This is a genomic window from Streptomyces sp. RGM 3693, from assembly GCF_050471125.1.
In the GTDB taxonomy this organism is placed as follows: domain Bacteria; phylum Actinomycetota; class Actinomycetes; order Streptomycetales; family Streptomycetaceae; genus Streptomyces.
The window spans coordinates 242,121-262,824 of sequence record NZ_JBMPPQ010000003.1 but is presented as its reverse complement, the minus strand read 5'-3'; the positions used below and the strand labels follow the sequence as shown (position 1 = coordinate 262,824).

Sequence of the window (20,704 nt, the reverse complement as noted above, 5' to 3'; positions counted from 1 at the left end):
AACGGGCACCGCACACATCGTCTCAGACACCGAAGGCCAACTCCTTTGCCGAAGTAGGCACCCAGCAAAACCGACACCACCACCCCCCGGCAAGTGATCTTCGTATTCCCGGAAGAAGAGTCAGCACGCAGCACGCTTAATACAGAGAAACCACAAATAACGGTGCGGCCCACGTCAGGCCACCACCCCCCACCCCCACCACACTGTGGCGGACGCCACCATCTGACACTCCTCTGACGTTCCCCTTGGCATGCGCTATGAATTCTGATCCTCTTCTGAGCAATCTTGCGAGCTTGTTGGAAAAATAGGGTTGATCTCTGAAGCCGCGACGAAGAAGCTCATTACTAGCTTCCGCTGCACTGTGTCCCGGAACCACCAAGCACCCCCCCTTTCCCGGGACCCACCAAGCGCCAAGGACCCCTTTCACAAAGGACGCGTCCAGCCGCCACCCGGACCCCCACACAGGGCTCCCACACCCCAGGCGGCCACCACCCAGAGCCATTGAGCGGACCCTTTTCCCTGCCCGCGAACAAGGGCGTGCAGCACCTACCGCGGCACCAACAAGTGCCCCCGTAAGCACCCCTTTGAGAAGCGGCCGGGCCGCACCTTCCGCCTTCCTTTCACACAAGGGCCACCAGCCCAAGGGAGAGACACACATGGATGCTTCCGTCATCGTCGTGGGCGCCGGCCCGGCCGGACTCATGCTCGCCGGAGAACTCCGCCTGGCCGGCGTCGACGTCATCGTCCTCGAACGCCTTCCCCAACCCACCGGAGAATCCCGCGGCCTTGGATTCACCGCCCGCACCATGGAGGTCTTCGACCAGCGCGGCCTCCTGCCGGCCTTCGGCCAGATCGAGACCAGCACCCTGGGCCACTTCGGCGGCCAACCCGTCGACTTCGCCGTCCTGGACGGCGCCCACTACGGAGTCAAGGGCGTCCCGCAGTCCACCACCGAAGCCGTCCTGGAACAGTGGGCCACCTCCCTGGGCGCCGACATCCGCCGCGGCCACGAAGTCCTCGCCCTGACCGACGACACCGACACCGACACCGACCCCAACAGCGGCACTGGCACTGTGACCGTGACCGTCGCCGGCCCCCACGGCACCCACCACCTGCGCGCCGCCTACCTCGTTGGCTGCGACGGCGGCCGCAGCACCGTCCGCAAGGCCGCCGGCTTCGACTTCCCCGGCACCGCACCCACCCGGGAGATGTTCCTCGCCGACGTTAGCGGCTGCCACATCACCCCCCGCCCCATCGGCGAAACCGTCGCCGGCGGCATGGTGATGTCCGCCCCCCTCGGCGACGGCGTGGACCGCATCATCGTCTGCGAACGCGGCGCCCCACCCCGCCGCCGCACCCAGCCCCCCACCTTCGAAGAAGTCGCAGCCGGCTGGCAACGCCTGACCGGCCAGGACATCTCCCACGGCACCCCGGTCTGGGTCAGCGCCTTCGGCGACCCCGCCCGCCAAGTCACCACCTACCGCCGCGGCCACATCCTCCTGGCCGGCGACTCCGCCCACGTCCACCTGCCCGCCGGCGGCCAAGGCATGAACACCAGCATCCAAGACGCCGTCAACCTCGGCTGGAAACTCGCCGCCGTCACCCACGGCACCGCCCCCACCAGCCTGCTGGACACCTACCACAGCGAACGCCACCCCGTAGGCCAGCGCCTGCTGATGAACACCCAAGCCCAAGGCATGCTCTTCCTCTCCGGCGACGAAATGCAGCCCGTCCGCGACGTCCTGGCCGAACTCATCCGCTACGACGTCGTCAGCCGCCACCTCGCCGGCATGGTCTCCGGCCTGGAAATCCGCTACGACGTCGGCCCCGGCGACCACCCCCTCCTCGGCATGCGCATGCCCAACCAGGAACTGATCACCACAGGCGGCCACAAAACCAACACCACCCGCCTCCTCCACCCCGCCCGCGGCCTCCTCCTGGACCTGGCAGATGACGCAACCCTGCGCCAGAGCGCCGCACCCTGGGCCCACGCCGTCGACACCCTCACCGCCACCCCCCACGCCCTACCACCGGCCAGCCCCCTGGCCGACACCACCGCCCTCCTCCTGCGCCCCGACGGCCACATCGCATGGATCCACCCCACAAGCCCCACCCCCCTCAACCACGCCCTCACCCGCTGGTTCGGCCCCGCCCACTAGCCCAGCACGAAAGCGACCACACATGCACACCACCTTGATCGTCGCCCGCATGGACCCCACCTGTGCCCCCGACGTCACCCAACTCTTCACCGACTTCGACACCACCGACATGCCCCACACCATGGGCACCCGCCGCCGCCAACTCTTCTCCTACCGCGGCCTGTACTTCCACCTCCAAGAATTCGACGAAGCCGACGGCGGGCAGCGCATCGAAACCGCCAAAACCGACCCACGCTTCATCACCATCAGCGAAGACCTCAAACCCTTCATCCAGGCATACGACCCCGCCACCTGGCGCTCCCCGGCCGACGCCATGGCCCACCGCTTCTACCACTGGCAGGCCACATCATGACCGCCCGCCGCGTCGTCATCACCGGCATCGGCGTCCTGGCCCCCGGCGGCATCGGCACCAAAGACTTCTGGAGCCTGCTCAGCGACGGCCGCACCGCCACCAGCGCCATCACCCTCTTCGACCCCACCCCCTTCCGCTCCCGCGTCGCCGCCCAAGCCACCTTCGACCCCGAAGAACACGGCCTGAGCCCCCAAGAAATCCGCCGCATGGACCGCGCCGCCCAATTCGCCGTCGTCACCGCCCGACAAGCCCTCACCGACAGCGGCCTGGACAAAGACGACCACCCCCCACACCGCATCGGCGTCACCCTCGGCAGCGCAGTTGGCGCCTCCATGACCCTGGACCAGGAATACCGCATCGTCAGCGACGGCGGCCGCCTGGAAAACGTCAGCCACCACTACGCACCCCGCCACCTCTACAACGCCTTCATCCCCAGCTCCTTTGCCGCCGAGACCGCCTGGGCGGTGGCCGCCGAAGGCCCCACCACCGTCGTCTCCACCGGCTGCACCTCCGGCATCGACGCCGTCGGCCACGCCGTCGAACTCATCAAGGACGGCTCAGCCGACGTCATGATCGCCGGCGCCACCGACGCCCCCATCTCACCCATCACCCTGGCCTGCTTCGACGCCATCAAAGCCACCACCCCCCGCAACGACGACCCCGCACACGCCTCCCGCCCCTTCGACGGCACCCGCAACGGCTTCGTCCTAGGCGAAGGCGCCGCCCTCTTCGTCCTCGAAGAACTCCACGCAGCCCGCCGACGCGGCGCCCACATCTACGCCGAAATCGCCGGCTACGCCCAACGCTGCAACGCCTTCCACATGACCGGACTACGCCCCGACGGCGCCGAAATGGCCACCGCCATCCACGCCGCCCTCACCGAAGCCCACACCAACCCCACCGACATCGACTACGTCAGCGCCCACGGCTCCGGCACCAAACAAAACGACCGCCACGAGACCGCCGCCCTGAAAAAAAGCCTCGGCGACCACGCCTACCGCGTCCCCGTCAGCTCCATCAAATCCATGGTCGGCCACTCCCTGGGCGCCATCGGCTCCATCGAAATCGCCGCCTGCGCCCTCGCCATGGAAAACCACGTAGTCCCCCCCACCGCCAACCTCCACACCCCCGACCCCGAGTGCGACCTGGACTACGTCCCCCTGACCGCACGCGACTGGCGCACCGACACCGTCTTGACCGTCGGCAGCGGCTTCGGCGGATTCCAAAGCGCCATGGTGCTGACCCGGCCCGAAAGGAACGCCGCGTGAGCCCCCGCACCGTCGTCACCGGAATCGGCATCACCGCCCCCAACGGCCTGGGCACCACCCCCTACTGGCACGCCACCCGCACCGGCCACAACGCCATCGCCCCAGCCACCCGCTTCGACCCCACCACCTACCCCGCCCAACTCGCCGGCGAAATAACCAACTTCACCGCCGAGGACCACCTGCCAGGCCCACTGCTCGCACAGACCGACCGCGTCACCCGCCTGGCCCTCCTCGCCGCCGACTGGGCACTGGCCGACGCCGGCATCACCCCCAGCACCCTCGACGCCTACGACATGGGCGTCGTCACCGCCAGCTCCTCCGGCGGCTTCGAATTCGGCCAAAACGAACTACGCGCCCTGTGGAGCAAAGGCAGCCGCCACGTCAGCGCCTACCAAGCCTTCGCCTGGTTCTACGCCGTCAACACCGGCCAAATCTCCATCCGCCACGGCATGAAAGGCCCCAGCGGCGTCGTCGTCAGCGACCAAGCCGGCGGCCTGGACGCCCTCGCCCAAGCCCGACGCCACATCCGCAAAGGCACCCCCCTAATCCTCTCCGGCGGCCTGGATGCCTCCCTGTGCCCCTGGGGCTGGGTCGCCCAACTCACCAGCGAACGCCTCTCCACCTCCCACGACCCCCACCGCGCCTACCTCCCCTTCGACACCGCCGCACACGGCCACGTACCCGGCGAAGGCGGCGCACTGCTCATCCTCGAAGACGCCCACACCGCCACCGAACGCGGCGCCCACATCTACGGCGAAATCACCGGCTACGGCGCCACCTTCGACCCCGCCCCCACCAGCGGCCGCCCCCCCACCCTGCGCACCGCCATCGAACTGGCCCTCGACGACGCCCACATGACCCCGACCGACATCGACGTCATCTTCGCCGACGCCGCTGCCCTACCCGAACTGGACCGCATCGAGACCCAGGCCATCACCGACATCTTCGGCCCCCACGCCGTCCCCGTCACCGCCCCCAAAACCATGACCGGCCGCCTCAACTCCGGCGCCGCCCCCCTCGACGTAGCCGCCGCCCTCCTGGCCCTACGCGACGGGCTCATCCCCCCCACCATCAACGTCACACCCGACCCCACCCACACCATCGACCTGGTCACCCAAGCCCGCCCCGCCCCCCTGCGCACCGCCTTGATCCTGGCCCGCGGCCACGGCGGCTTCAACTCCGCACTCATCGTCCACACCCACCACCCCGCCAACCCCACCTGACCTGCGAGAGGCACACACATGACCCGACCCACCTTCACCTTCGAAGACCTCAAGGACATCCTGCGCGAGGGCGCCGGCGCCGACCCCGACACCCTGCAACAGACAACCCTCGACGCCACCTTCGTCGACCTGGGCTTCGAATCGCTGGCCCTACTGGAAACCCTCAGCCGCATCGAGCGGCAGTACGACATCGCCCTCGACGACACCGCCTTCACCGGCGCCAGCACCCCCAGAGCCCTGATCGCCCTGGTCAACGAGCAGCTCAACAGCGCCGTCGCCTAAAGCCGTCGGCGCCGTGCCCACCGTCGATGCCCGGCACGGCGCCGACACCCTCCCTCGGCCCACACCCCTATCGGCCCACACCCCTATCGGCCAACACCCCTTAGTGAAGGAGAACCGTGCCCAACCAGCAGCGCGTCGCCCTCATCACCGGCGGCACCAGCGGAATCGGACTGGCCACCGCCCGCCTCCTAGCCACCCAAGGCCACGCCGTCTACCTCGGCGCCCGCACCGCCGAAGCCGTCACCCACACCGTCAAGGAACTCCGTGCCGAGGGCCTCACCGTCGACGGCAGCAGCTGCGACGTACGCGACGGCGCACAGGTCACCGCCTTCGTCCAAGCCGCCGTCGACCGCTTCGCAACCATCGACGTCCTGGTCAACAACGCCGGCCGCAGCGGCGGCGGCGTCACCGCCGACCTCACCGACGACCTGTGGGCCGACGTCCTGGCCACCAACCTCACCAGCGTCTTCACCATGACCCGCGCGGTCCTCAACACCGGCGGCATGCGCAACAAGAACCGCGGCCGCATCATCAACATCGCCTCCACCGCAGGCAAACAAGGCGTCGTCCTAGGCGCCCCCTACTCCGCCTCCAAACACGGCGTCGTCGGCTTCACCAAGGCCCTGGGCAACGAACTGGCCCCCACCGGCATCACCGTCAACGCCGTCTGCCCCGGCTACGTCGAAACCCCCATGGCCCAACGCGTCCGCGCCGGCTACGCCACCGCCTACGACACCACCGAAGACGCCGTCATGAAGAAGTTCACCGCCAAGATCCCCCTCGGCCGCTACACCACCCCCCAGGAAGTGGCCGGACTGGTCGGCTACCTCGCCTCCGACACCGCCGCCTCCATCACCTCCCAGGCCCTCAACGTCTGCGGCGGCCTGGGCAACTTCTAACCACCTGCGCACCAGCTAAGGAGACCACCATGACGCAACCGGGCCCCCGCACCGTCGAGCACGAGATCACCCTCTCGGCCCCGGCCCGCACCGTCTACCAGCTGCTCGCCCAGGTCACCAACTGGCCCAGAATCTTCCCACCGACCCTCCACGTCGAACAGCTCGAAGCCGACCAGCACAGCGAACGGATCCACATCTGGGCCACCGCCAACGGCGAACCCAAGAACTGGACCTCACGCCGCACCCTGGACCCCGAAGGGCTCCGCATCGACTTCCGCCAGGAAATCTCCGCCCCACCGGTGGCCTCCATGGGCGGCGCCTGGGTCATCGAACCACTCTCCGCGACCCGCTCCCGCATCCGCCTCCTGCACGACTACCGCGCCATCGACGACGACCCCGACAAACTGCACTGGATCGACAGGGCCGTCGACCACAACTCCCGCCAGGAACTGGCCGCACTCAAAACCAACGTCGAAGCCGACCAGGCCGCGGGGGAGTGGACCTTCTCCTTCGAAGACACCATCCACATCAACGGCACCACAGCCGACGTCTACGACTTCATCAACCAAGCCCACCTGTGGCCCCAGCGCCTCCCACACGTCGCAGAAGTCGACCTCACCGAAACCACCCCCGGCCTCCAACACCTGACGATGCAGACCAAGGCCAAGGACGGCTCCACCCACACCACCGCCTCCTACCGCGTCTGCTTCCCCCACCGGCAGATCGCCTACAAACAGACCACCCTGCCGGCACTGATGACCCTCCACACCGGCCGGTGGACCTTCCAAGAACACGGCAGCGGCGTCCGCGCCACCTCCCAACACACCGTCGTCCTCAACCCCGCCAACATCACCGCCGTCCTCGGACCGAACGCCGGCATACCCCAAGCCACCGACTACGTCCGCGGCGCCCTGAGCACCAACAGCCGCGCCACCCTCGGCCACGCCAAGGACTACGCCGAAGCCCGACCGCGGTGACCAAGACCGCCCCCACCCTCGACACCCACGTCGTCGTGGTCGGCGCCGGACCGGTCGGACTGATGCTCGCCGGCGAACTGCGCCTGGGCGGCGCACAAGTGACCGTGTTGGAACAACGCCACACCCCCACCACCGAGTCACGGGCCTCCACCCTGCACGCCCGCACCATGGACATCCTCCACCAACGCGGCCTGCTCACACAGTTGGGCAACCCACCCCAAGGCGGCCCCGGCCACTTCGGCGGCATGCGCCTGGACCTGACCAGCGCCAGCCCCCACAGCGGCCAGTGGAAAGTCCCCCAAGCCCGCACCGAAGCCCTCCTGACACGGTGGGCCACGCAACTGGGCGCCCAGATCCTGCGCGGTCACCAACTGGTCGGCCTGACCCAAACCGACGCCCACGTCATCGCCGACGTCGTGGCCGACGGCCACCACCACACCGTCCGCGCCCACTACCTCATCGGCTGCGACGGCCAGACCAGCACCGTGCGGGAACGGGGAGGATTCGCCTTCCCCGGCCACGACGCCACCAAAGAACTCCTACGCGCCGACATCGCCGACATCACCATCCCCGACCGACGCTTCGAACGCCACCCAGGCGGACTGGCCATCGCCTCCCGCGGCCCCAGCGGCATCACCCGCGTCATGGTCCACCGCTACGGCACCCCCGCCACCCCCCGCACCACCGACCCCACCTTCGAGGAGGTCACCACCGCCTGGAAACACGTCACCGGCGAAGACCTCACCCACGGCCGCCCGACCTGGCTCAACGCCTTCGGCAACGCCTGCCGCCAAGCCGACCGCTACCGCAACGGCCGCATCCTGCTCGCCGGAGACGCCGCCCACCACCAAATGCCCGTCGGCGGCCAAGCACTGAACCTGGGCCTGCACGACGCCTTCAACCTCGGCTGGAAACTCGCCGCCCACCTCCGCGGCACCGCCCCACCCGACCTGCTCGACAGCTACCACAACGAACGCCACCCGGTCGGCACCCGCATCCTGGGCAACATCACCGCCCAAGCCCTGCTCCTGCTCGGCGGCCCCGAAGTAGAACCGCTGCGCGCCGTCTTCGGTGAACTCCTCACCCTGCCCCCGGCCCGCACCCACCTCGCCGCCATGATCAGCGGCCTGGACCACACCTACCCACCCAGCCCCGGCCACCACCACCTGGTAGGCACCCCCATCCCCTACCACCACCTGCACACCACCACCGAAACCACCGACACCTTCACCCCCCTCCAAAGCGGCCGCGGCGTCCTGCTCAACCTCACCAACAACCCGGCCCTCACCCAGCGCGCGACCCCCTGGGAAGACGGCCGGGTCCACATCCTGCACGCCACCGTCCCACCAGGCACCCCACCGCCGGCCTTCACCACCGCACTCCTGCGCCCCGACGGCCACCTCGCCTGGGCCGACTCCACCCCAACCACCCTAGAAGCCGCCCTCCACCGCTGGTTCGGACCACCCCAGGCCCAACCCCGCACCACCACGCGCTGACCGCAACCACCCACACCCACCCCACCACCTAAGGAAGACACCATGGGCAAGCTCGCAGGAAAGACCGCACTGGTCACCGGCTCCAGCCGCGGCATCGGCCGCGCCACCGCACTGCGCCTGGCACGCGACGGCGCAACCGTCGCCGTGCACTACACCGCCAACGAACAGGCCGCCACCCAGACCGTCACCGACATCGAAGCCGACGGCGGCCACGCTTTTGCCATCCGCGCCGAACTGGGCGTCCCCGGCGACGTCGAGACCCTCTTCGAAGCCCTCGAAGCCGCACTGAAGGACCGCACCGGCACCACCACACTGGACATTCTGGTCAACAACGCCGCCATCATGGGCGGCGTCGCCCCCGAAGAGGTCACCCCCGAACTCTTCGACCGCCTGGTCGCCGTCAACGCCAAGGCACCGTTCTTCCTCGTACAGCGCGCACTGACCCTGATGCCCGACGGCGGACGCATCATCAACCTCTCCTCCGGCCTGACCCGCTTCGCCAACCCCCAAGAAGTCGCCTACTCGATGACCAAGGGCGCCATCGAACAGCTCGCCCTGCACTTCGCCAAGCACCTGGGCCCACGCGGCATCACCGTCAACAGCGTCGCCCCCGGCATCACCAACAACGGCAGCCCCGTCTTCGACATCCCCGAAGCCGTCGAACAGATGGCCCAGATGTCGGCCTTCGGCCGGGTCGGCGACCCCACCGACGTCGCCGACGTCGTGGCCTTCCTCGCCTCCGACGACGCCCGATGGATCACCGGCGCCTTCCTCGACGCCACCGGCGGAACCCTCCTGGGCTAACCACCCACCACCCGCCGCCCCACGCGGCACCGGCCGCGACCCCGCGCGGCGTCGCGGCCGGCCACAGCCCACCCCCCTTTGGCGGTGAACCATGGCGCACCCCCGCACCCCACCCCCACCCCCCACCGCACCCCACGACCCACCCGCCGCCCGCGGTGGCCGGGCCCTCCTGCTCGTGCTCGCCGGCAACATGCTCATCGACGCCCTGGAAGTCTCCGTCGTCATCGTCGCCCTGGCCCCGATCAGCACCAGCCTGGGCCTGACCCCCCTCACCACCCAGTCGATGATGGGCGGCTTCGCCCTCGGCTTCGCCGCCCTCCTGCTCCTGGGCGCCCCCCTGGTCACCCGCTTCGGACGCCGCCCCCTCTACCTCGGCGCCCTCACCGTCTTCACCCTCGCCTCCCTGACCGGCGGACTGACCAGCGACCCCACCCTCCTGGTCCTCACCCGCGTCCTCAAGGGCCTGTGCGCCGCCCTGACCGCACCCACCGGCCTGGCCATCATCACCACCACCTACCCACAAGGCCCCGAACGCCGACGCGCCATCTCCCTCTACTCCTTCTTCGGCGCCATCGGCTTCACCACCGGACTGCTCCTCTCCGGCGCCCTGACCTCCCTCAACTGGCACCTGGCCTTCCTAGCCACCGCCCCCGCCGCCCTGCTCCTGCTGTGCCTGGCCGCCCGCACCATCCCCCACGACCCCCGCCACCCCACGGGCCCGCCCCCCACCCCGACCCGCCCCGCACACCGCCTCCTGACCAACGGCCCCCTGATCCGCAGCGCACTGGGAGCCGCCACCCTCAACGGCACCTACCTCTCCCTGCTCGTCCTTTGCGCCTTCTACCTCCAAACCACCTGGCACTGGACCCCCTGGCACACCGCACTGGCCTTCCTCCCCGCCTGCACCCCGCTGGCCGCCGCCGCCCTCTTCGCCGGCCCGATGGTCGCCCGCTACGGCGCCCCACGCCTGATCGCCCTGGGCGCCGCAACCCCCCTGACGGGCTACCTGCTGGCCCTGGCCACCGCCCCAGCCCACTCCTACGCCACCGACCTCCTGCCCACCATGGCCCTGGTCGGCATCGGCTTCGTCCTGTCCTTCACCGCCTTGAACCTGCACGCCGGCAGCGCACTACCCCCCACCGACCGACCCGCCGCCACCGCCCTGTACCAAACCGCCGTACAACTGGGCGCCGTCCTCCTGCCCACAGCCACCGCCGCACTCCTGACCGCAGGACTGGCCACGCACCCACCCGGCACACCCGGCACCACCGACGCCTACCGGCCACCCCTGGTACTGATCAGCGCCACCGCAGCCGCCGGACTGGCCACCGCCCTGTGGGGACTACGCGCCTCAAAAACCACCCACCACAAGCGAGTTGACGCACAAACCCGGTGACCGGACACCCGCCACCACCCCAGACTGCTCCCCACCACCCGCCCGCCACCGACGCACGAACCACAACCGGTTCCGCGGCACCGCACGCCCAGGCACCCCACTCTCACACGGAAGGCCCCGCCCATGACCCCACCCGCCCACACCTCCAGACTGCCCTCGCTGACCGGCATGCGCTTCCTGGCCGCAGCCATGGTCTTCGCCGTACACGGCGCCGCCGCCGGCACCTTCCGCGACATCGGCGCCGCCGCCGACTACTTCCGCTTCTTCGGCAACGCCGGCGCCCTCGGCGTCTCCTTCTTCTTCGTCCTCAGCGGCTTCGTCCTGACCTGGTCAGCCAGACCCACCGACACCACCACCGGGTTCTGGCGCCGACGCCTGGTGAAAATCTTCCCCAACCACCTCGTCACCTTCGTCATCGCACTGGCCCTCCTGGCCCTGACCGGCACCGCGGTCGCCACCCACCAAACCGCGGTCACCCTGTTCCTGCTGCAGTCCTGGATGCCCGACAGCTCCTACGTCGAAGCCGCCAACAACGTCAGCTGGTCCCTGTCGGTGGAACTGCTCTTCTACCTCTCCTTCCCCCTGCTCATCAAAGCGATCAACAAGATCCGACCCAGCCACCTGTGGTACGCCGCCGCAACCACCGCCGCCCTGGTCATCTTGGTGCCCGCCCTCGCCCAACACCTGCTCCCCAACACCCCGCACTACTCGTTCCTGCCGGTGTCCTGGACCCAGATCTGGTTCGTCTACGTCTTCCCAGCCGTACGCCTACTGGAATTCCTCCTCGGCATGATCATGGCCCGGATCCTGCTCACCGGCCGCTGGATCAACCTCCCCATCGTCCCCGCCGCCGCCTTGACGCTCGTCGCCTACCTGGTCCCGATCTACCTCGACCACAACCCCCTGTTCAACTACGCGGCCTTCACCATCATCCCGCTGGCCCTGCTCATCCCGGCCACCGCCGCAGCCGACGTCCAAGGACGCCGCACCCTGGTCAACACCCGCCCCATGGTGTGGCTGGGAGAAATCTCCTTCGCCTTCTACCTCGTCCACTACCTGATCTTGAAGTTCGGCCACCGCGCCTTCGGCGCACAACCCAACATCTTCGGCCAGCCCTCCGGACCGGCCTGGAGCACCCCAGTCGCCATCGCCTTCCTCCTGGGCTGCTTCGCCCTGTCCATCGTCGCGGCCTGGGCCCTGTACGCCACCGTCGAACGCCCCGCCATGCGCCGCTGGTCCCGCCCCAAAAACCGCCCCCACCACAACGACCCCCAACCCCACAGCATCCCCGCAGACACCCACTAACCCACCCCACCCCCACCCCGCTTCGAAAGGACCCCCATGTCCACCCAGCAGCCCCTGCGCCTGGCCGTCATCATCGGCAGCATCCGCGACGTCCGCTTCGGCCCCACCGTCGCCCAGTGGTTCACCCAACTCGCCACCCAGCGCCCCGACCTGGACATCGACGTCATCGACCTGGCCGACGTCCCCCTGAGCACCACCGGCCCCACCCGCGAACCCTCACCCGAAATGACCGCGGTCCTGGCCACCACCCGCCCCCGCCTCGCCCAGGCCGACGCCTTCGTCATCGTCACCCCCGAGTACAACCACAGCTTCCCCGCCGCCCTGAAGAACGCCATCGACTGGCACCTGGTCGAATGGCAGGCCAAGCCCGTCGGCTTCGTCTCCTACGGCGGCATCGCCGGCGGCCTGCGCGCCGTCGAACAACTCCGCCAGGTCTTCGCCGAACTGCACGCCGTCACCGTCCGCGACACCGTCAGCTTCCACGGCGGCGTCGCCACCTTCGACGACGACGGCCACCCCAAGGACCCCGAAGGCTGCGAGACCGCCGCCAAGGCCCTCCTGGACCAGCTCACCTGGTGGGCCCACGCCCTGCGCCAGGCACGCACCCAGCACCCCTACGGCGCGTGACCCACGATGCCCATGAAGTACGACGTCCTGGGGAAAACCGGACTGCGCATCTCCGAACTAGCCCTGGGCGCCGGCACCTTCGGCGTCAACGACTGGGGAGCCTCCCAGGAAACCGCCGCCCACCTCATCGACACCTACGCCCAAGCCGGCGGCAACTTCCTCGACACCGGCAACGTCTACGGCGGCGGACGCTCCGAAGAATGCCTGGGCGCCGTCCTGACCGGCGACCGCCGCGACCACTTCGTCCTGGCCACCAAGTACAACGCCATGACCAGAGAGGGCGACGTCAACTCCGCCGGCAACCACCGCAAAAACCTCATCTCCTCCCTCGAAGCCAGCCTGCGCCGCCTGCGCACCGACCGCATCGACCTGCTCTGGCTGCACGCCCGCGACGCCCTCACCCCCGTCGAAGAAGTCATGCGCGCCCTGGACGACCAGATCCGCGCCGGAAAAATCCTCTACGTCGGCGCCTCCAACTGGCCCGCCTGGGAAATCTCCCGCGCCAACATGCTCGCCGAACTACGCGGCTGGTCCGCCTTCGCCGGCCTCCAAGCCCGCTACAACCTCCTGGACCGCACCCCCGAACGGGACCTGCTGCCCATGGCCGCGACCTGCGACGTCAGCGTCTTCGCCTGGGGCGCACTGGCCGAAGGACGCCTGACCGGCAAATACCTACGCGGCGAAAGCGGACGCTTGAGCGTGGAGAACTGGGCCGGCGACAGCGACCACGACACCGACCTGGTCCGCGAAGTCGTCCGCATCGCCGACGAAGGAGGCTGGACACCCGCCCAGGTCGCCCTCGCCTGGCTCCGCACCCGCCCCCACCCCGTCCTGCCCATCCTCGGCGCCACCCGCCCCGAACAACTCCACGACACCCTCGCAAGCCTCAACGTCACCCTGGACACCGAACACACCACCCGCCTGGACACCCTCAGCACCCCCACCCTGGGCTTCCCCCGCGACCTGATGCGCCACCCCAAATACACCCGCGGCGCCTACTCGGACCGCTGGCAGGACATCGAACGCCGCCGCCCCCCGGCCCGCACCGTCACCGACGTCCTCTAAACACCCCCCACCACACCCCACCACGCCAGCCCCGAACCACCGCACCACACCCACCCTCGCCCAAGGAGAACCACCCATGACCTCCACCCTCACCCCCCACCACCAGCCACCGCACACCCCAGCAGGAGGCACCACCCGATGAAACTCCTGGTCACCGGCGGCGCCGGCTTCATCGGCTCACACTTCGTCCGCATGCTCCTGGACGACCGCTTCACCGGCTGGGAAGGCGCCCACGTCACCGTCCTGGACAAACTCACCTACGCCGGCAACCGCACCAACCTGCCCCCCACCCACCCCCGCCTGCACTTCGTCCAAGGCGACATCTGCGACACCCACCTCCTCCACGACCTGCTCCCCGGCCACGACGCAGTAGTCCACTTCGCCGCCGAATCCCACGTGGACCGCTCCATCACCGGCCCCGCCGACTTCTTCCGCACCAACGTCCTGGGCACCCAATCCCTGATGGAAGCCGTCCTACGATGCGGCACCGAACGCGTCGTCCACGTCTCCACCGACGAGGTCTACGGCTCCATCGACAACGGCGCCTGGACCGAAGAATGGCCCCTACAACCCAACACCCCCTACGCCGCCTCCAAAGCCGGCTCCGACCTGGTCGTCCGCTCCTACTGGCGCACCCACGGCATCGACGTATCCCTCACCCGCTGCTCCAACAACTACGGCCCCTACCAACACCCCGAAAAACTCATCCCACTCTTCGTCACCCACCTCCTCCAAGGCCACCCCGTCCCCCTGTACGGCAGCGGCCACAACGTCCGCGAATGGCTCCACGTCGAAGACCACTGCCACGCCATCGCCCTGGTCCTCAACAAAGGCGGAGCAGGCGAGATCTACAACGTCGGCGGCGGCAACGAACGCACCAACCTCGACATCACCCAAGCCCTCCTGGACCTGTGCGGCGCCGACTGGTCCCACGTACGACGGGTCCCCGACCGCAAGGGCCACGACCTGCGCTACGCCCTGGACGACCACAAGATCCGCCAGGAACTGGGCTACGCACCACGGATCGACTTCGACCAGGGCCTGGCCGACACGGTCGCCTGGTACCGGGAGAACACCGACTGGTGGAACACCACCACCGCCCGGGCCTCGCACTGACCTTAAGGAGTCGCGGTGACCAACGAAGTGACCATCCGCGTCCGGACATCAAGGAGACCAAGTGGACACCCGCGACGCTAAGGCGCAGCTGCTGGACGACGTCCGCAAGTACCACCGACAGGCCCAGCCCGACCAGCGATTCGTCCCCGGCCACACCGAAATCTGGCCCTCCGGCGCCGTCCTCGACGAAGACGACCGCGTCGCCCTGGTCGAAGCGGCACTGGACCTGCGCATCGCCGCGGGACGCAGCGCCCGCAAGTTCGAATCCGCCTTCGCCAAGACCCTCAAACGCCGCAAGGCCCACCTGACCAACTCCGGCTCCTCAGCCAACCTGTTGGCCCTCTCCGCCCTGACCTCACACCTCCTGGAAGACCGGCAACTGCGCCCGGGCGACGAGGTCATCACCGTGGCCGCGGGCTTCCCCACCACCGTCAACCCCATCCTGCAAAACGGACTGATCCCCGTCTTCGTCGACGTCGAACTGGGCACCTACAACACCACCGCCGACCGCGTCGCCCAGGCCATCGGCCCACGGACCAGAGCCATCATCATCGCGCACGCCCTCGGCAACCCCTTCGAAGTCGCCGAAATGGCCCAACTCGCCCAAGACCACGACCTGTTCCTCATCGAGGACAACTGCGACGCGGTCGGCTCCACCTACGACGGCCAGCTCACCGGCACCTTCGGCGACCTGGCCACCGTCAGCTTCTACCCCGCCCACCACCTCACCATGGGCGAGGGCGGCTGCGTCCTGACCTCCAACCTCGCCCTGGCCCGCATCGTGGAATCGATGCGCGACTGGGGCAGGGACTGCTGGTGCGAGCCCGGCGAGAACGACAAGTGCCTCAAACGCTTCACGTACCAGATGGGCGACCTACCGGCCGGCTACGACCACAAGTACATCTTCTCCCACGTCGGTTACAACCTCAAAGCAACCGACCTCCAAGCCGCCCTGGGCCTGACCCAACTGGCCAAACTCGAAGAATTCGGCACCGCCCGCCGCCGCAACTGGCGCCGCCTGCGCGAAGCCCTGGACGACGTACCCCACCTGCTGCTGCCCCAGGCCACCCCACGCAGCGACCCCAGCTGGTTCGGCTTCGTGATCACCATCGACCCCGACGCCCCCTTCAGCCGCGCCGAACTCGTCGACTTCCTCGAAGGCCGCAAAATCGGCACCCGCCGCCTCTTCGCCGGAAACCTCACCCGACACCCCGCCTACATCGGCCAACCCCAACGCGTCGTAGGGGAGTTGACCAACAGCGACCTCATCACCGAGCACACCTTCTGGATCGGCGTCTACCCGGCCCTGACCGACGAGATGCTCGACTACGTCATCACCTCGATCAAGGAATTCGTCAAGACGCACACCTGAGCCACCCGCCACGCCACGGCCGAACGCGCACGCCCCGCACCCGCACCACCTCCGGCGACCCATACGCCCATTGGTCCCTCCTGGCGTGACGGCGCGGCCACAACGCTTCCCGGGGCAGGCCGCGACGCGCCGCGAACCCAAGGACGACACTCTCCCTCGGCTTTACGCCAAGGGCCCCTCTCGAGAGGTTCTGATGGACATAGTGGGAAACGGATTCCTCGCCCGGCACCTCAAACCCCTGGCCGACCGCCACCCCGACACCGTCGTACTGGCCGCCGGCGTCTCCTGGGCCAGCCACACCTCCGACGCCGACTTCGCCCGCGAAGCCACCCTCCTGCGCGAAGTCGCCGCCGACTGCCGAGCCACCGCACGCCGCCTGCTGTTCTTCTCCACCGCCTCCACCGGCATGTACGGCACCGCAAACGGCCCCGGCCACGAAGACCTCCCCATCACCCCCTGCACCCCCTACGGCGCCCACAAACTCGCCATGGAAAGCCACCTGCGCGCCACAGGCACCGACTTCCTGGCACTGCGCCTGGGCCACCTGGTCGGCCCCGGCCAACCACCCCACCAACTCCTCCCCACCCTGCTGCGCCACCTCCAACAGGGCACCGTCGCCGTCCACAAAGGCGCCACCCGCGACCTGATCGACGTGGACGACGTCATCGCCATCGTCGACCACCTCCTGGCCCGCGGCCTGACCCGACAGATCGTCAACGTCGCCTCCGGCGCCGCCGTCCCCGTCGACCACATCATCGACCACCTCCAACAGCGCACCGCCCTGCCCGCCACCCGCAGCTACATCGACGTCGGCGGCCACCACACCATCTCCATCGACAAACTCCGCACCCTCGTCCCCGAAGTCGCCGCCATGGGATTCGGCCCCGACTACTACCGGGGCGTCCTCGACGACTTCCTGACCGCCTCCTTCACCCCCGCAACCCCCTAACCCCACCCCGCCCGCGCCCCGCCCGCGTCCCGTCCGCGCTCCGACCCGCACGAACTCGCCGCAGAGTTTCAGAAAGTTGGATCATGCCGTCCCACACCCACCCCACCCCCACCGCACCGCCCACGGTGCGACCCCGCGCAGACACCACCACCGCCGAACGCTTCGCCCGCTCCGCAGCCACCCTCCACCCCACCACCGACACCACCCCCGACATCCCCGACGTGACCACCTGGCTCAGCCGGCGACGCCGCGCCCACGACTTCCGCGTCGAACGGATCCCCCTGGCCGACCTGGAAGACTGGACCTTCGCACCCACCACCGGCAACCTCGGCCACCACAGCGGCAAGTTCTTCACCATCGAGGGCCTGGACGTCACCGCCGTCGACGACGAAGGCCACCACCACTGGCAACAGCCCATCATCCGCCAGCCCGAAGTCGGCATCCTCGGCATCCTCGTCAAGGAATTCAACGGCATCCTGCACTTCCTGATGCAGGCCAAAATGGAACCGGGCAACCCCAACCTGGTCCAACTCTCCCCAACCGTCCAAGCCACCCGCAGCAACTACACCCGAGCCCACCGCGGCGCCGCCGTGAAGTACATCGAATACTTCACCCGCCCCGGACGCGGCCGGGTCCTGGCCGACGTCCTACAGTCCGAACACGGCTCCTGGTTCTTCCGCAAAAGCAACCGCAACATGATCGTCGAGGCCGACGGCGACGTCCCCCTCCTCGAAGACTTCCGCTGGCTGACCCTGGGCCAAATAGCCCAACTCCTCCACCAGGACAACATCGTCAACATGGACGCCCGCACCGTCCTGTCCTGCATTCCCCTGCCCGACACCCACGGCCAGGCCCACCTGTCCGACACCGACCTACTGTCCTGGTTCACCGAAGAACGCGCCCGCCACACCGTCAGCGCCACCCGCATCCCCCTGGCCACCGTCACCGGCTGGAAACGCGGCCCCTACGCCATCGAGCACGAAGAAGGCCGCTACTTCAAGGCCGTCGGAGTCTCCGTACGCGCCGGCAACCGCGAGGTCACCGGCTGGACCCAACCCCTGTTCGAACCGGTCGAACCAGGCATCGCCGCATTCCTGACCCGCACCATCGACGGCATCCCCCACGTCCTGGCCCACGCCCGCGTCGAAGGTGGCTTCCTGGACACCGTCGAACTCGGCCCCACCGTCCAATACACCCCCGCCAACTACGCACACCTACCCACCCGACGCTGGCCCCCCTTCCTGCACCACGTCCTGACCGCACCCCCCGAAACCATCCGCTACCAAGCCCTCCATTCCGAAGAAGGCGGCCGCTTCCTCAACGCCGAAAGCCGCTACCTGGTCATCGAAGCCGACCAGAACACCGCCCCCCTGACCCCACCCCCCGGCTACCAATGGGTCACCCCCGGCCAACTCACCTCCCTGGTACGCCACGGCCACTACGTCAACGTCCAGGCCCGCACCCTCCTGGCCTGCCTCGGCGCGATGGGACCAGCCCAATGACCCGCCCACTGCGCATCGGCGTCCTGGGCCTGGCCTCCATCGCCCGCCGCCGCATGCTGCCGGCCATGGCCGCCTGCCCCGACATCCAGATCACCGCCCTGGCCAGCCGGGACCCCCACGCCGCAGCCAAGGCCGCCGCCCAATACGACTGCCACGCAGCCCCCCACTACACCGCGCTGCTGGCCAGGGAGGACATCGACGCCGTCTACATACCGCTGCCCGCCGCCCTGCACGCCACCTGGACCCGGGCCGCCCTCCACGCCGGCAAACACGTCCTGGCCGAAAAACCCACCACCACCAGCGCCACCGAAACCCGTGACCTGCTGTCCCTGGCCGCCGCCCGCGGACTGGTCCTGGCCGAGAACGTCATGTTCCTCCACCACGCCCAACACGCCACCGTCCAGCGCCTCCTCCACGACGGTGCGATAGGCGAACTCCGCTCCTTCACAGCCCAGTTCAGCATCCCCAAGCTCGCGGACGACGACATCCGCCACCGCCCCGAACTCGGCGGCGGCGCACTGGCCGACGTCGCCATCTACCCCCTGCGCGCCGCCCTGCACCTCCTGGGCGAAGACCTCGACGTCGTCGGCGCCGCCCTGACCTACGGCGCCGGCCGCCACGTGGAGACCGCCGGCGCCGCCCTCCTGCACAGCGCAACGGGCATCACCGCGCACCTCACCTTCGGCCTGGACCACGCCTACCGCTCCTGGTACGAGGTATGCGGCAGCACCGGCCGCATCGTCGTCAACCACGCCTTCACCCCACCGGCCGACCACGCCCCCCTCCTGCGCATCGAACGCGGCACGGACACCGAAGAACTGCACCTACCGCCCGATGACCAAGTCACCAACACCCTGACCGCCTTCGCCGCAGCCATCCGCACACCACGACCGCCGGCACCGGGGGAGTGGCCAGAGCCGGATGCGGCGGTGCTGCGCCAGGCGGAGCTGCTGGACGCCATCCGCCACCGCGCCGCCGTACACCACACCACCCCGCACCACACCACGGTGCACGACACCACGGTGCACGACGCGGCCCACCGCCCGACGTCGGACCGCGCCCCAGCAGACCAACAACCCCACACCGTCAGGAGCCTGTGATGACCACGACCCTTCCCTGGATCCCCGACGACATCGACCGCCACACCGCCAGCGCCGCCCGCGCCTACGACTACCTCCTGGGCGGCACCCACCACTTCCCCGCCGACCGCGAACTGGGCGACCAGGTCCTATCGGTCCTGCCCGCCAACATCATGGCCCGACAAAACCGGGACTACCTCCAGCGCGTGATGCGCTTCCTCCTGACCGCCGGCATCCGCCAGTTCATCGACCTGGGCTCCGGCCTACCGGTCATGGGCAACGTCCACGAGATCGCCCACCACAGCCACCCGGACACCCGCGTCGTCTACGTCGACAACGAACCGGCCACCATCGCCCACAGCGACCTCATCCTGCGCGACCAGGAACACACCGCCATGGTCGCCGCCGACATCCGCAACCCCCAGGCCGTCCTGGAAGCCGACGCCACCACCAAGCTCATCGACTTCTCCCAGCCCATCGGCTTCCTCATGCTCGGCGTCACCCAGTTCCTGCCTGATGACGCACAACTGTGGGAGATCACCGCCCGCTACCGCGACGCCCTGCCCGCCGGCAGCTACCTCGCCCTGTCCTGCTTCACCTGGGACAACGACGCCGACACCATGCGCCGCACGATCGAAATGTTCAAAAACAGCGGCCGCGCCCCGATCGTGCCCCGCACCGGCGCCGAAGTCACCCGCCTCCTGGGCGACTTCGAACTCCTCGACCCCGGACTGGTCTTCACCCCCCAGTGGCGCCCCGACGCCACCTCCGGCGACGCCGACGAACGCTCCAACCTCTACGCCGCCGTCGCCCGCAAACCCTGACCTTCGGAT

The 20,704-nt window shown here is 68.9% G+C and carries 19 protein-coding genes; all 19 read left to right on the top strand.

Annotated features, from left to right (window positions below):
* Positions 1–656: 656 nt before the first annotated feature.
* The 19 genes from ACO0M4_RS29840 to ACO0M4_RS29750 all read left to right on the top strand — a co-directional run bounded on the left by ACO0M4_RS29840 (position 657) and on the right by ACO0M4_RS29750 (position 20,695).
* On the top strand, positions 657–2,159 hold the full coding sequence (locus tag ACO0M4_RS29840; protein WP_430374195.1) for an FAD-dependent monooxygenase: 1,503 nt from the start codon (positions 657–659) through the stop codon (positions 2,157–2,159).
* A gap of 22 nt (positions 2,160–2,181) precedes the next feature.
* Entirely contained in the window at positions 2,182–2,511 is a 330-nt protein-coding gene (locus ACO0M4_RS29835; RefSeq protein ID WP_430374194.1) for a TcmI family type II polyketide cyclase, read from the top strand.
* Positions 2,508–3,779 carry a beta-ketoacyl-[acyl-carrier-protein] synthase family protein gene (locus ACO0M4_RS29830; protein WP_430374193.1) on the top strand — a complete coding sequence of 424 codons (1,272 nt, stop codon included), beginning with the start codon at positions 2,508–2,510 and terminating at the stop codon, positions 3,777–3,779. The genes ACO0M4_RS29835 and ACO0M4_RS29830 overlap by 4 nt, the downstream gene beginning before the upstream one ends.
* A complete protein-coding gene (locus tag ACO0M4_RS29825) occupies positions 3,776–5,002 on the top strand; it encodes a ketosynthase chain-length factor (RefSeq protein ID WP_430374192.1) in 1,227 nt (408 codons plus the stop codon). Before ACO0M4_RS29830 ends, ACO0M4_RS29825 begins: the two co-directional genes overlap by 4 nt.
* A gap of 18 nt (positions 5,003–5,020) precedes the next feature.
* Positions 5,021–5,284 (top strand): acyl carrier protein, encoded by a 264-nt coding sequence (locus tag ACO0M4_RS29820; RefSeq protein ID WP_430374191.1) that lies wholly within the window; start codon positions 5,021–5,023, stop codon positions 5,282–5,284.
* A 116-nt stretch (positions 5,285–5,400) separates the two neighbouring features.
* Positions 5,401–6,183 (top strand): 3-oxoacyl-ACP reductase FabG, encoded by a 783-nt coding sequence (fabG, locus tag ACO0M4_RS29815; protein WP_430374190.1) that lies wholly within the window; start codon positions 5,401–5,403, stop codon positions 6,181–6,183.
* 29 nt (positions 6,184–6,212) lie between these two features.
* Positions 6,213–7,160 (top strand): aromatase/cyclase, encoded by a 948-nt coding sequence (locus ACO0M4_RS29810; RefSeq protein ID WP_430374189.1) that lies wholly within the window; start codon positions 6,213–6,215, stop codon positions 7,158–7,160.
* Positions 7,157–8,656 (top strand): FAD-dependent monooxygenase, encoded by a 1,500-nt coding sequence (locus ACO0M4_RS29805; protein WP_430374188.1) that lies wholly within the window; start codon positions 7,157–7,159, stop codon positions 8,654–8,656. Before ACO0M4_RS29810 ends, ACO0M4_RS29805 begins: the two co-directional genes overlap by 4 nt.
* Positions 8,657–8,698: 42 nt before the next feature.
* A complete protein-coding gene (locus ACO0M4_RS29800) occupies positions 8,699–9,460 on the top strand; it encodes an SDR family oxidoreductase (RefSeq protein ID WP_430374187.1) in 762 nt (253 codons plus the stop codon).
* 91 nt (positions 9,461–9,551) lie between these two features.
* On the top strand, positions 9,552–10,856 hold the full coding sequence (locus ACO0M4_RS29795; protein ID WP_430374186.1) for an MFS transporter: 1,305 nt from the start codon (positions 9,552–9,554) through the stop codon (positions 10,854–10,856).
* Positions 10,857–10,979: 123 nt separating this feature from the next.
* Positions 10,980–12,161: an acyltransferase family protein gene (locus tag ACO0M4_RS29790; RefSeq protein WP_430374185.1), complete on the top strand. Its 1,182-nt coding sequence runs from the start codon at positions 10,980–10,982 to the stop codon at positions 12,159–12,161.
* A 36-nt stretch (positions 12,162–12,197) separates the two neighbouring features.
* Positions 12,198–12,788 carry an NADPH-dependent FMN reductase gene (locus ACO0M4_RS29785; protein WP_430374184.1) on the top strand — a complete coding sequence of 197 codons (591 nt, stop codon included), beginning with the start codon at positions 12,198–12,200 and terminating at the stop codon, positions 12,786–12,788.
* Between the two features lie 12 nt (positions 12,789–12,800).
* Entirely contained in the window at positions 12,801–13,853 is a 1,053-nt protein-coding gene (locus ACO0M4_RS29780; RefSeq protein ID WP_430374183.1) for an aldo/keto reductase, read from the top strand.
* A 138-nt stretch (positions 13,854–13,991) separates the two neighbouring features.
* Positions 13,992–14,969, top strand: coding sequence for a dTDP-glucose 4,6-dehydratase (gene rfbB, locus ACO0M4_RS29775; RefSeq protein ID WP_430374182.1), 978 nt, complete (start codon positions 13,992–13,994; stop codon positions 14,967–14,969).
* Positions 14,970–15,030: 61 nt separating this feature from the next.
* Positions 15,031–16,341 (top strand): lipopolysaccharide biosynthesis protein RfbH, encoded by a 1,311-nt coding sequence (gene rfbH, locus ACO0M4_RS29770; RefSeq protein WP_430374181.1) that lies wholly within the window; start codon positions 15,031–15,033, stop codon positions 16,339–16,341.
* Positions 16,342–16,534: 193 nt separating this feature from the next.
* Positions 16,535–17,290 carry an NAD-dependent epimerase/dehydratase family protein gene (locus ACO0M4_RS29765; RefSeq protein WP_430374180.1) on the top strand — a complete coding sequence of 252 codons (756 nt, stop codon included), beginning with the start codon at positions 16,535–16,537 and terminating at the stop codon, positions 17,288–17,290.
* 83 nt (positions 17,291–17,373) lie between these two features.
* Entirely contained in the window at positions 17,374–18,792 is a 1,419-nt protein-coding gene (locus ACO0M4_RS29760; protein ID WP_430374179.1) for an NDP-hexose 2,3-dehydratase family protein, read from the top strand.
* Positions 18,789–19,892 carry a Gfo/Idh/MocA family protein gene (locus ACO0M4_RS29755; RefSeq protein WP_430374178.1) on the top strand — a complete coding sequence of 368 codons (1,104 nt, stop codon included), beginning with the start codon at positions 18,789–18,791 and terminating at the stop codon, positions 19,890–19,892. The genes ACO0M4_RS29760 and ACO0M4_RS29755 overlap by 4 nt, the downstream gene beginning before the upstream one ends.
* The gene (locus ACO0M4_RS29750) at positions 19,892–20,695 is read left to right on the top strand and encodes an SAM-dependent methyltransferase (protein ID WP_430374177.1); all 804 of its coding nucleotides are present in this window, start codon (positions 19,892–19,894) and stop codon (positions 20,693–20,695) included. Before ACO0M4_RS29755 ends, ACO0M4_RS29750 begins: the two co-directional genes overlap by 1 nt.
* Positions 20,696–20,704 lie beyond the last annotated feature (9 nt).